The 13,174-nt window shown below is 63.7% G+C and carries 6 protein-coding genes; all 6 read left to right on the forward strand.

Annotation, left to right across the window (positions count from 1 at the left end):
* Positions 1-13: 13 nt before the first annotated feature.
* Positions 14-4,210 (forward strand): DNA-directed RNA polymerase subunit beta, encoded by a 4,197-nt coding sequence (rpoB, locus tag MO486_RS16150; RefSeq protein WP_242910736.1) that lies wholly within the window; start codon positions 14-16, stop codon positions 4,208-4,210.
* Between the two features lie 65 nt (positions 4,211-4,275).
* On the forward strand, positions 4,276-8,490 hold the full coding sequence (gene rpoC, locus MO486_RS16155; protein ID WP_242910738.1) for a DNA-directed RNA polymerase subunit beta': 4,215 nt from the start codon (positions 4,276-4,278) through the stop codon (positions 8,488-8,490).
* Between the two features lie 342 nt (positions 8,491-8,832).
* Entirely contained in the window at positions 8,833-9,207 is a 375-nt protein-coding gene (gene rpsL / locus MO486_RS16160) for a 30S ribosomal protein S12 (RefSeq protein WP_242910746.1), read from the forward strand.
* Between the two features lie 52 nt (positions 9,208-9,259).
* Complete coding sequence (gene rpsG / locus MO486_RS16165) at positions 9,260-9,727, forward strand: 30S ribosomal protein S7 (protein ID WP_242910753.1); 468 nt, start codon at positions 9,260-9,262, stop codon at positions 9,725-9,727.
* A 134-nt stretch (positions 9,728-9,861) separates the two neighbouring features.
* Positions 9,862-11,952, forward strand: coding sequence for an elongation factor G (gene fusA / locus MO486_RS16170; protein WP_242910766.1), 2,091 nt, complete (start codon positions 9,862-9,864; stop codon positions 11,950-11,952).
* A gap of 31 nt (positions 11,953-11,983) precedes the next feature.
* Entirely contained in the window at positions 11,984-13,174 is a 1,191-nt protein-coding gene (gene tuf / locus MO486_RS16175) for an elongation factor Tu (RefSeq protein WP_242910681.1), read from the forward strand.

Below are 13,174 nucleotides of genomic sequence, written 5' to 3' on the forward strand. Positions count from 1 at the left end.
GCGGTAGCTCACCATGACCACAGCTTCTACATCGACCACAGCTTCCAAACAGGATTACTCCTTCACCGAAAAGAAGCGCATCCGCAAGGATTTCGGTAAGCGCAAGTCGATCCTCGAAGTGCCGTTCCTGCTCGCGATCCAGGTCGATTCCTATCGCGAATTCCTGCAGGAGAACGCCGAGCCCGGCAAGCGCGAAGACCGCGGCCTGCATGCGGCCCTGAAGTCGGTGTTCCCGATCTCCAGCTATTCCGGCAACGCTGCCCTCGAATATGTCGGCTACCGCCTCGGCGACCCGGCCTTCGATGAGCGCGAATGCCGCAACCGCGGCCTGAGCTACGGCGCACCGCTGCGCGTGACGGTGCGCCTGGTGATCTACGACCGCGAGTCGTCGGTCAAGGCGATCAAGTACGTGAAGGAGCAAGAGGTCTACATGGGCGAGATCCCGCTCATGACCGGCAACGGCACCTTCATCGTCAACGGCACCGAGCGCGTCATCGTCTCGCAGCTGCACCGCTCGCCGGGCGTGTTCTTCGACCACGACCGCGGCAAGACCCACAGCTCGGGCAAGCTGTTGTACAGCGCCCGCATCATTCCTTATCGCGGTTCCTGGCTGGACTTCGAGTTCGACCCGAAGGACGCGCTGTTCACCCGTATCGACCGTCGCCGCAAGCTGCCGGTATCGGTGCTGCTGCGCGCGCTCGGCTACTCCAACGAGGAGATGCTGCGCGCGTTCTTCGAGATCAACACCTTCCATATCGATCCGACGGAAGGCGTGCAGCTTGAGCTCGTGCCTGAGCGCCTGCGCGGCGAAACGCTGGACTTCGACCTCGCCGATGGCGAACACGTCATCGTCGAAGCCGGCAAGCGCATCACCGCGCGCCACGTGAAGCAGCTCGAGCAGGCCGGCGTTGCCGCGCTGGCCGTGCCGGACGCTTACCTGGTCGGCCGCATCCTGGCGCACGACGTCGTCGACGCGAAGACCGGCGAACTGCTGGCCCTCGCCAACGACGAGATCAACGACGACCACCTGGCCAAGTTCCGCAAGGCCGGTATCGATTCGGTTGGCACGATCTGGGTCAACGACCTCGACCGTGGTCCGTACCTGTCCAACACCCTGCGCATCGATTCGACCAAGACCAAGCTCGAAGCGCTGGTCGAGATCTACCGCATGATGCGTCCGGGCGAGCCGCCGACCAAGGACGCCGCCGAGAACCTGTTCCACAACCTGTTCTTCACTTTCGAGCGCTACGACGTCTCCGGCGTCGGCCGCATGAAGTTCAACCGCCGTATCGGCCGCAAGGAAACGACCGGCCCGTCGGTGCTGTACGACCGCAAGTACTTCGGCGAATACAAGAACGGCAAGGACGAGGAAGCGCAGCGCCTGATCGCTGCGCAGGGCGACACCTCCGACATCCTCGACGTGATCCGCGTGCTGAGCGAAATCCGCAACGGCCGTGGCACCGTCGACGACATCGACCATCTGGGCAACCGTCGCGTGCGTTCGGTCGGCGAAATGGCCGAGAACGTGTTCCGCGTTGGCCTGGTCCGCGTCGAGCGCGCCGTCAAGGAACGCTTGTCGATGGCCGAGTCCGAAGGCCTCACGCCCCAGGAACTGATCAACGCCAAGCCTGTGGCCGCCGCGATCAAGGAGTTCTTCGGCTCCTCGCAGCTGTCGCAGTTCATGGACCAGAACAACCCGCTGTCGGAAGTGACGCACAAGCGTCGCGTTTCCGCACTGGGCCCGGGCGGCCTGACCCGCGAGCGCGCCGGCTTCGAAGTGCGCGACGTGCATCCGACCCATTACGGCCGCGTCTGCACCATCGAGACGCCGGAAGGCCCGAACATCGGCCTGATCAATTCGCTCGCCGTGTTCGCGCGCACCAACAAGTACGGCTTCCTCGAGACGCCGTACCGCAAGGTCGTCAACGGCAAGGTGACCGACGACGTCGAGTTCCTGTCGGCGATCGAAGAAAACGAGTACGTCATCGCCCAGGCCAACGCGCCACAGGACGAGAAGGGCACGTTGACCGCGCAGTTCGTGGCTTGCCGCTTCCAGGGCGAATCGCTGCTGAAACCGCCGTCCGAGATCCACTTCATGGACGTCTCGCCGATGCAGACCGTGTCGGTCGCGGCGGCGCTGGTGCCGTTCCTCGAGCACGACGACGCCAACCGCGCACTGATGGGCGCCAACATGCAGCGCCAGGCCGTGCCGACGCTGCGTGCGCAGAAGCCGCTGGTCGGCACCGGTATCGAGCGCGCCGTGGCGCGCGACTCGGGCGTGACGGTGAACGCACTGCGCGGTGGCGTGATCGAGCAGATCGACGCGGGCCGCATCGTGGTCAAGGTCAACGAGAACGAAATCGTCGGCCAGACCGATGCCGGCGTCGATATCTACACGCTGATCAAGTACACGCGTTCCAACCAGAACACCTGCATCAACCAGACGCCTCTGGTGAACGTCGGTGATCGCGTCGCCCGCGGCGACGTGCTGGCCGACGGTCCTTCGACCGACATCGGTGAGCTCGCGCTTGGCCAGAACATGCTGGTCGCGTTCATGCCGTGGAACGGCTACAACTTCGAAGACTCGATCCTGCTCTCCGAGCGCGTGGTCGAAGAGGATCGTTACACCACGATCCACATCGAAGAGCTGACCTGCGTCGCACGCGACACCAAGCTCGGTCCGGAGGAAATCTCCGCCGACATCCCGAACGTCTCCGAGCAGGCGCTGAACCGCCTCGACGAGTCGGGCGTGGTGTACATCGGCGCCGAAGTGCGTGCCGGCGACATCATGGTCGGCAAGGTCACGCCGAAGGGCGAGTCGCAGCTGACGCCTGAAGAGAAGCTGCTGCGCGCGATCTTCGGCGAGAAGGCGTCCGACGTGAAGGACAGCTCGCTGCGCGTGCCCCCGGGCATGGACGGCACCGTCATCGACGTGCAGGTCTTCACCCGCGACGGCATCGAGAAGGACAAGCGCGCGCGCCAGATCGAGGAAAACGAGATCAAGCGCGTCAAGAAGGACTTCGACGACCAGTTCCGCATCCTCGAAGGCGCGATCTACGCCCGCCTGCGTTCGCAGCTGGTCGGCAAGGTCGCCAACGGCGGCCCGGGCCTGAAGAAGGGCGACACGGTCAGCTCGCTGGTGCTCGACGGCCTGAAGAAGACCGAATGGTTCCAGCTGCGCATGAAGGACGACGACGCCAACGACGCGATCGAGCGCGCGCAGAAGCAGATCGACGCGCACGAGAAGGAATTCGAGCGCCGCTTCACCGACAAGCGCAGCAAGATCACCCAGGGCGACGACCTCGCACCGGGCGTGCTGAAGATGGTCAAGGTGTTCCTCGCCGTGAAGCGCCGCATCCAGCCGGGCGACAAGATGGCGGGCCGCCACGGTAACAAGGGCGTGGTGTCGACGATCGTTCCGGTCGAAGACATGCCGTACATGGCCGACGGCAGCACCGTCGACATCGTGCTGAACCCGCTCGGCGTGCCGTCGCGTATGAACATCGGCCAGATCCTCGAAGTGCATCTGGGCTGGGCCGCCAAGGGCCTGGGCCAGAAGATCCAGCGCATGCTGGATGCACAGCAGAAGATTGCCGACCTGCGCAAGTTCCTCGACGAGATCTACAACCACGACGCCAAGGTGCATGGCGAGCGCGTCGATCTGAAGCAGTTCAGCGATGAAGAACTGTTGCGGTTGGCCAACAACCTGACCGATGGCGTGCCGATGGCGACGCCGGTGTTCGACGGCGCGGCCGAGAGCGAGATCAAGAAGATGCTCGAACTCGCCGACCTGCCGCTCAGCGGCCAGACCGTGCTGCACGACGGTCGTACCGGCGAAGCGTTCGAGCGTGAAGTCACCGTCGGTTACATGCACATGCTGAAGCTGAACCACCTGGTCGACGACAAGATGCACGCGCGTTCGACCGGTCCGTACTCGCTCGTCACCCAGCAGCCGCTGGGCGGCAAGGCGCAGTTCGGCGGCCAGCGTTTCGGCGAAATGGAAGTCTGGGCGCTGGAAGCCTACGGCGCGGCCTACACCCTGCAGGAAATGCTGACGGTGAAGTCCGACGACGTGCAGGGCCGCAACCAGATGTACAAGAACATCGTCGACGGCGAACACGAAATGGTCGCTGGCATGCCGGAATCCTTCAACGTGTTGGTGAAGGAAATCCGCTCGCTCGCGATCAACATGGAGCTGGAAGAGACCTAAGGGACGGCCTAGATCGAAACATCTAGCGACTACCTCACCTCATTCCCGCTCCACTGGAGAAAGAAATGAAAGACTTGCTCAATCTGTTCAACCAGCAGCGACCGGCCCTCGACTTCGACGCGATCAAGATCGCGTTGGCGTCGCCGGACCTGATCCGTTCGTGGTCCTACGGCGAAGTGAAGAAGCCGGAGACCATCAACTACCGTACCTTCAAGCCGGAACGCGACGGCCTGTTCTGCGCCGCGATCTTCGGGCCTATCAAGGACTACGAGTGCCTGTGCGGCAAGTACAAGCGCATGAAGCATCGTGGCGTGGTCTGCGAGAAGTGCGGCACGGAGGTCACGCTGGCCAAGGTGCGCCGTGAACGCATGGGTCACATCGACCTGGCGAGCCCGGTCGCGCACATCTGGTTCCTGAAGTCGCTGCCGTCGCGCATCGGCCTGATGCTCGACATGACCCTGCGCGACATCGAGCGCATCCTGTACTTCGAAGCGTTCGTCGTTACCGAGCCGGGCCTGACCCCGCTCGAGCGCGGCAACCTGCTGACCGAAGAGCAGTTCATGACCGCGCGCCAGGAACATGGCGACGACTTCGACGCCGCAATGGGCGCCGAGGCCGTGTACGAGCTGTTGCGCACGATCGACCTGCAGGCCGAGATGCTGCGCCTGAAGGAAGAAATCGCCGCCACCAATTCCGAGACCAAGCTCAAGCGCCTCACCAAGCGCATCAAGCTGGTCGAAGCGTTCCTGGAATCGGGTAACCGTCCGGAATGGATGGTGATGACGGTGCTGCCGGTGCTGCCGCCGGACCTGCGTCCGCTGGTGCCGCTGGACGGCGGCCGCTTCGCGACCTCCGACCTCAACGACCTGTATCGCCGCGTCATCAACCGCAACAACCGCCTCAAGCGCCTGCTCGAGCTCAACGCGCCCGACATCATCGTGCGCAACGAGAAGCGCATGCTGCAGGAATCGGTCGATGCGCTGATGGACAACGGCCGTCGCGGCCGCGCCATCACCGGCACCAACAAGCGCCCGCTCAAGTCGCTCGCCGACATGATCAAGGGCAAGCAGGGCCGCTTCCGCCAGAACCTGCTCGGCAAGCGCGTCGACTACTCCGGCCGTTCGGTCATCGTGGTCGGCCCGACCCTGCGCCTGCATGAGTGCGGCCTGCCGAAGAAGATGGCGCTGGAGCTGTTCAAGCCCTTCATCTTCGCCAAGCTGCAGCGTCGTGGCCTCGCCACCACCATCAAGGCGGCGAAGAAGCTGGTCGAGCGTGAAGAGGCGGAAGTCTGGGACATCCTCGAAGAGGTGATCCGCGAACATCCGGTCCTGCTCAACCGTGCTCCGACCCTGCACCGCCTCGGCATCCAGGCGTTCGAGCCCGTGCTGATCGAAGGCAAGGCGATCCAGCTGCATCCGCTCGTGTGTACGGCTTTCAACGCCGACTTCGACGGTGACCAGATGGCCGTGCACGTGCCGCTGTCGCTGGAAGCCCAGCTGGAAGCGCGCGCGCTGATGATGGCGTCGAACAACATCCTGTCGCCGGCCAACGGCGAGCCGATCATCGTGCCGTCGCAGGACGTGGTCATGGGCCTGTACTACATGACCCGCGCGCTGGAAAACAAGGCGGGCGAGGGCATGGCGTTCGCCAACGTCGCCGAAGTCAAGCGCGCCTATGACAACCGCGTCGTGCAACTGCACGCCAAGGTCAAGGTCCGCATCAGCGAAACCATGATCAACGACGACGGCTCGCGTACGCCCAAGACCTCGATCATCGATACCACCGTCGGTCGTGCGCTGCTGCGCGAGATCCTGCCGGAAGGCCTGCCGTTCGCGCTGGCCAACGTCGAGCTGACCAAAAAGAACATCAGCCGCCTGATCAACTCCTGCTACCGCATGCTCGGGCTGAAGGACACGGTCGTGTTCGCCGACAAGCTGATGTACACCGGCTTCGCGTACGCCACGCGCGCCGGCGTCTCGATCGGCATCGACGACATGATCATCCCGAACGAGAAGAAGGGCATCCTCGACGAGGCCGAAACCGAAGTCCTGGAAATCCAGCAGCAGTACCAGTCGGGCCTGGTCACCGCCGGCGAGCGCTACAACAAGGTCGTCGACATCTGGTCGCGCACCAACGAACGCGTCGCCAAGGCGATGATGGACGCGATCGGCACCGACACCGTGACCAACGCCAAGGGCGAGAAGGTCGCGCAGAAGTCGATGAACTCGGTCTTCATCATGGCCGACTCCGGCGCGCGTGGTTCGCAGGCGCAGATCCGCCAGCTCGCCGGTATGCGCGGCCTGATGGCCAAGCCGGACGGCTCGATCATCGAGACGCCGATCACCGCGAACTTCCGCGAAGGCCTCAACGTCCTGCAGTACTTCATCTCGACCCACGGTGCTCGTAAGGGCCTCGCGGATACTGCGCTGAAGACGGCGAACTCCGGTTACCTGACACGTCGCCTGGTCGACGTGGCACAGGACGTTGTGATCACCGAAACCGATTGCGGCACGCACGAAGGTCTGACGATGACCCCGATCGTCGAAGGCGGCGATGTGGTCGAGCCGCTGCGCGACCGCGTGCTGGGCCGCATCGTGGCCGAGGACGTGTTCCTGCCGGGCAACGACGAGGATCCGTTCGTCACCCGCAACACCCTGCTCGAAGAAACCTGGGTGCAGAAGCTCGAAGACGCCGGCGTACAGGCGATCAAGGTGCGTTCCACCATCACCTGCGCCAGCTCCTTCGGCGTATGCGCGCACTGCTACGGTCGCGATCTCGGCCGCGGTCACCTGGTCAACCACGGCGAAGCGGTCGGCGTCGTCGCCGCGCAGTCGATTGGTGAGCCGGGTACGCAGCTGACCATGCGTACGTTCCACATCGGTGGTGCGGCTTCGCGTGCGGCGGCGATCGACAACGTCACCGTCAAGACGACCGGTTCGGTCAAGTTCAACAACCTCAAGCACGTCTCGCACGCCAACGGCCACTTGGTCGCGGTGTCGCGTTCGGGCGAGTTGTCGATCCTCGACGGTCACGGCCGCGAGCGCGAGCGCTACAAGCTGCCGTACGGCGCGATGATCATGGTCAAGGACGGCGCCGCAGTGAAGGCCGGCCAGACCGTGGCCAGCTGGGATCCGCATAACCACCCGATCGTGTCGGAAGTGGCGGGCTTCATGCGCTTCGTCGATTTCGTCGATGGCCTCACCGTGATCGAGAAGACCGACGAACTGACCGGCCTCGCCTCGCGCGAGATCACCGATCCCAAGCGTCGCGGCTCGATGGGCAAGGACCTGCGACCGATCGTCCGCATCGTCGACAAGAACGGCAAGGACCTGAACATCCCGGGTACCGACCTGCCGGCGCAGTACCTGCTGCCGCCACGTTCGATCGTCAACCTGCAGGACGGCGCCCCGGTGGGCGTGGGCGACGTCGTCGCCAAGATCCCGCAGGAAGCCTCGAAGACCCGCGACATCACCGGTGGTCTGCCGCGCGTCGCCGACCTGTTCGAAGCGCGCAAGCCGAAGGATCCGGCGGTGCTGGCCGAGCGTTCGGGCATCGTCTCGTTCGGCAAGGACACCAAGGGCAAGCAGCGCCTGATCATCAAGGACACCGACGGCAACGAGCACGAAGAGCTGATCCCGAAGTACCGCCAGATCATCGTGTTCGAGGGCGAACACGTGGAGAAGGGCGAGACCGTGGTGGACGGCGAGCCCACACCGCAGGACATCCTGCGCCTGCTCGGCGTCGAGCCGCTGGCCGCGTACCTGGTCAAGGAAATCCAGGACGTCTATCGCCTGCAGGGCGTGAAGATCAACGACAAGCACATCGAGGTGATCATTCGCCAGATGTTGCGCAAGGTCGAGATCGTCGACGGTGGCGACACCAAGTTCCTGCACGGTGAACAGGCCGAGCGCCAGCGCGTGATCGAGGAGAACGCCAAGGCGCTCGCCAAGAACGAGATCCTGGCCAAGGTCGAACCGGTCCTGTTGGGCATCACCAAGGCCTCGCTGGCGACCGAATCGTTCATCTCGGCGGCATCGTTCCAAGAGACCACCCGCGTCCTGACCGAGGCGGCCGTCCGCGGCACCCGCGACAGCCTGCGCGGCCTCAAGGAGAACGTGATCGTTGGCCGCCTGATCCCGGCGGGTACCGGCTTGGCCTACCACAGCCAGCGTCGCCGCAATGCCTCCGGCCTGACCGAGTCCGAGCTTGAAGCCCTGTCGGGCAGCTCATCGGCCGAAGTCGAGACCGCCGAGGCTGGCGAGGAGTCGAGCGCGTCGTAAGTAGATAGAAGGTGGCATGTACTTTGTGCCACCCGTTTTCGGGTGCCGAGCTCCGCTCGGTACCCGGATACGCTATTATTAATGTGTAACCACCGACGGCCGTCCGCGGCTGTCCAGATCACGAAATGAGGCGCAGGGAGCGCCTCGTGTTCGGCCCAGGGTAGGGCGGGATCGCAGGTATGTTCTTGGTGCGTCCCGTGTGGGCCGCCGGAACAATGAATAGCTCGCGTTGACGGAAACGTCGAACGCGGGCTATACTTTTTCGTCTCGGCGGGCCGGATTGCATCGGCTTGCCGTTCGTTTTCACGCGAGGCCAATCGGCCTCACACCAAAGAGTTCCAGATGGCGACGATCAATCAGCTGGTGCGTAAGCCGCGCAACCCGGAAACCTACAAGAGCACTTCGCCCGCGTTGGCGAATTGCCCGCAGCGCCGCGGCGTCTGCACCCGTGTCTACACCACCACCCCGAAGAAGCCGAACTCGGCGCTGCGCAAGGTGGCCAAGGTGCGCCTGACCAACGGTTACGAAGTCATTTCGTACATCGGCGGCGAAGGCCACAACCTGCAGGAGCACTCGGTCGTGCTGATCCGCGGCGGTCGCGTCAAGGACCTGCCGGGCGTCCGCTACCACACCGTGCGTGGTTCGCTCGACGCCGCCGGCGTCACCAAGCGTCGCCAGAGCCGCTCCAAGTACGGCGCCAAGCGTCCGAAGTCCTAAGCGGATCGTTTTGAACGATCTGTCTACCAAGAGATTCTGAGGGTTATCGAACATGTCGCGTAAAGGTTCCACTCCGCAGCGCACCGTCCTGCCCGACCCGAAGCACGGGAGCGAGACGATCGCCCGCTTCATCAATATGGTCATGCAGAGCGGCAAGAAGTCGGTCGCCGAAAAAATCGTGTACGGCGCCATGGACGTGATCGGCGAGAAGAGTCCCAATGCCCTCGAATTGGTCGAGAAGGCGCTGGGCAACGTTTCGCCGTCGGTCGAAGTCAAGTCGCGTCGCGTCGGCGGCGCCACTTACCAGGTGCCGGTCGAAGTGCGTTCGTCGCGCCGCATGGCGCTGGCGATGCGCTGGCTGATCGAGTCGGCGCGCAAGCGCGGCGAGAACAGCATGCCGCGCAAGCTGGCTGGCGAGCTGATCGATGCATCCGAAAACCGCGGTGGCGCGATCAAGAAGCGCGAAGAAACCCACCGTATGGCGGAAGCCAACAAGGCGTTCGCGCACTACCGCTGGTGATTGACGGGATTCCGGTAACGGAATCCCCACGGCGCATAGCGCCACCGGCACCGAAGCCAAGCTTCGGCGCATGACGAAACCGAAAGCCGCCGCCAGGCGGCATTCGGCCATCCGGACACAAACGAGAGACAGCCGTGGCTCGCACCACTCCCATTGAGCGTTACCGCAATTTCGGCATCATGGCCCACATCGATGCCGGCAAGACCACGACCACCGAACGCATCCTGTTCTATACCGGTGTCAACCATAAGATCGGCGAAGTGCACGAAGGTGCCGCGACGATGGACTGGATGGAGCAGGAGCAGGAGCGTGGCATCACCATCACGTCCGCGGCGACGACGGCGTTCTGGAAGGGCATGGACATGTCCTTCCCGGAACACCGCTTCAACATCATCGACACCCCCGGGCACGTCGACTTCACGATCGAAGTCGAGCGTTCGCTGCGCGTGCTCGACGGTGCCGTGTTCGTGTTGTGCGCCGTCGGCGGCGTGCAGCCGCAGTCGGAAACCGTGTGGCGCCAGGCCAACAAGTACAACGTGCCGCGCCTTGCGTTCGTCAACAAGATGGACCGCACCGGCGCCAACTTCGACAAGGTCGTCGAGCAGCTGAAGTCGCGCCTGGGTGCCTACCCGGTGCCGATGCAGGTGCCGATCGGTGCCGAGGAAAACTTCGAAGGCGTGATCGACCTGCTCAAGATGAAGGCGATCGTGTGGGACATGGAGTCGAAAGGCACCAAGTTCGACTACGCCGAGATCCCGGCCAACCTCGTAGAGGAGGCCACGGCAGCGCGCGCGTTCATGATCGAGGCCGCCGCCGAGGCGTCCGAAGAGCTGATGGACAAGTACCTCAACGAAGGTGAGCTGTCCGAAGACGAGATCATCGCCGGCATCCGTGAGCGCACCCTGAAGTGCGAAATCATCCCGGCGCTGTGCGGCACCGCGTTCAAGAACAAGGGTGTGCAGGCGATGCTGGACGCGGTCATCCGCTACCTGCCGTCGCCGTCCGATCGTCCGCCGGTCGCCGGCATGGACGACAACGACAAGGAAGACACGCGCAAGGCGCTGGATTCCGAGCCGTTCTCGGCGCTCGCGTTCAAGATCATGACCGACCCGTTTGTCGGTTCGCTGACCTTCTTCCGTGTCTACTCGGGCACGTTGAAGTCCGGCGACGCGGTGTTCAATCCGATCAAGTCGAAGAAAGAGCGTGTCGGCCGCATCCTGCAGATGCACGCCAACAACCGCGACGAGATCAAGGAAGTTTGCGCCGGCGACATCGCCGCGGCAGTCGGCCTGAAGGACGTGACCACCGGCGACACGCTGTGCGCGCAGGATCACATCATCACCCTCGAGCGCATGATCTTCCCGGAGCCCGTCATCTCGATGGCGGTCGAGCCGAAGACCAAGTCAGACCAGGAGAAGATGGGCCTGGCGCTGGGTCGCCTGGCGCAGGAAGACCCGTCGTTCCGCGTGCGGACCGACGAAGAATCCGGTCAGACCATCATCGCCGGCATGGGCGAGCTGCACCTGGAAATCCTCGTTGACCGCATGAAGCGCGAGTTCAATGTCGAGGCCAACGTCGGCAAGCCTCAGGTCGCCTACCGCGAGACCATCCGCAAGGCGGTCAAGGCCGAAGGCAAATTCGTGCGCCAGTCCGGCGGTAAGGGCCAGTTCGGCCACGTCTGGCTGGAGATCGAACCGCAGGAGCGTGGTCTCGGCTATACGTTCGAGAACGCGATCGTCGGCGGCGTCGTGCCGAAGGAATACATCCCGGCGGTCGACAAGGGCATCCAGGAAGCGGTCGCCAACGGCATCATGGCCGGCTATCCGATCGTGGACGTCAAGGTGAAGCTGATCGACGGTTCGTACCACGAAGTCGACTCGTCGGAAATGGCGTTCAAGATCGCCGGTTCGATGGGCTTCAAGGAAGGCTTCAACCGCGCCAGCCCGGTCCTGCTCGAGCCGATGATGAAGGTCGAGATCGTCACGCCAGAAGATTACCTGGGCGACGTGATGGGCGACGTCAGCCGTCGTCGCGGCATCCTGCAGGGTCAGGACGACAGCCCGGGCGGCAAGGTCATCAACGCGATGGTGCCGCTGGGCGAGATGTTCGGTTACGCGACGTCGCTGCGTTCGATGTCGCAGGGTCGCGCCACCTTCACGATGGAATTCGACCACTACGCGGAAGCGCCGGCGAACATCGCCGAAACGGTCATCAAGAAGAACTGATTTCAGAATTATTTTTTAAGGACACACAGTCATGGCAAAGGGTAAGTTCGAGCGCACCAAGCCCCACGTGAACGTGGGCACGATTGGTCACGTTGACCACGGCAAGACGACGCTGACGGCGGCGCTGACGAAGGTGGGCGCGGAGCGGTTTGGTGGTGAGTTCAAGGCGTACGACCAGATCGACGCGGCGCCGGAAGAGAAGGCGCGCGGTATTACGATTTCGACGGCGCACGTGGAATACGAATCGGTGAACCGCCACTACGCGCACGTGGATTGCCCGGGCCACGCCGACTACGTGAAGAACATGATCACGGGTGCGGCGCAGATGGACGGCGCGATCCTGGTGTGTTCGGCCGCGGACGGCCCGATGCCGCAGACGCGCGAGCACATCCTGCTGGCGCGTCAGGTCGGCGTGCCGTACATCGTGGTGTACCTGAACAAGGCGGACATGGTCGACGACGCCGAGCTGCTCGAGCTGGTCGAGATGGAAGTGCGCGAGCTGCTGTCGAAGTACGACTTCCCGGGCGACGACACCCCGATCATCACGGGTTCGGCGCTGAAGGCGCTGGAGAATGACCAGTCGGAGATTGGCGTGCCGTCGATCCTGAAGCTGGTCGAGGCGCTGGACACCTACATCCCGCAGCCGGAGCGTGCGATCGACCGTCCGTTCCTGATGCCGGTGGAAGACGTGTTCTCGATCTCGGGCCGCGGCACCGTGGTGACCGGGCGTATCGAGCGCGGCGTGATCAAGGTGGGCGACGAAATCGAAATCGTCGGTATCCGTCCGACCCAGAAGACGACCGTGACCGGCGTCGAGATGTTCCGCAAGCTGCTGGACCAGGGCCAGGCGGGTGACAACGCCGGCCTGCTGCTGCGCGGCACCAAGCGTGACGACGTGGAGCGTGGCCAGGTGCTGGCCAAGCCCGGTTCGATCACCCCGCACACGGAGTTCGAGGCTGAGGTGTACGTGTTGTCGAAGGACGAGGGCGGCCGTCACACGCCGTTCTTCAAGGGTTACCGCCCGCAGTTCTACTTCCGCACGACGGACATCACCGGTGCCGTGACCCTGCCGGAAGGCGTGGAAATGGTCATGCCGGGCGACAACATCAAGATGGTGGTGGACCTGATCAACCCGGTGGCGATGGACGATGGCCTGCGCTTCGCGATCCGCGAAGGCGGCCGGACCGTCGGCGCGGGCGTCGTCGCCAAGATCCTCAAGTAA

Source organism: Lysobacter sp. CFH 32150 (assembly GCF_022758295.1).
Lineage (GTDB): Bacteria > Pseudomonadota > Gammaproteobacteria > Xanthomonadales > Xanthomonadaceae > CFH-32150.

Coding starts and splice junctions, on each gene's coding strand:
- rpsL (WP_242910746.1), top strand. CDS start 8,833: ATGGCGACGATCAATCAGCTGGTGCGTAAGCCGCGCAACCCGGAAACC.
- rpsG (WP_242910753.1), top strand. CDS start 9,260: ATGTCGCGTAAAGGTTCCACTCCGCAGCGCACCGTCCTGCCCGACCCG.
- tuf (WP_242910681.1), top strand. CDS start 11,984: ATGGCAAAGGGTAAGTTCGAGCGCACCAAGCCCCACGTGAACGTGGGC.
- rpoC (WP_242910738.1), top strand. CDS start 4,276: ATGAAAGACTTGCTCAATCTGTTCAACCAGCAGCGACCGGCCCTCGAC.
- rpoB (WP_242910736.1), top strand. CDS start 14: ATGACCACAGCTTCTACATCGACCACAGCTTCCAAACAGGATTACTCC.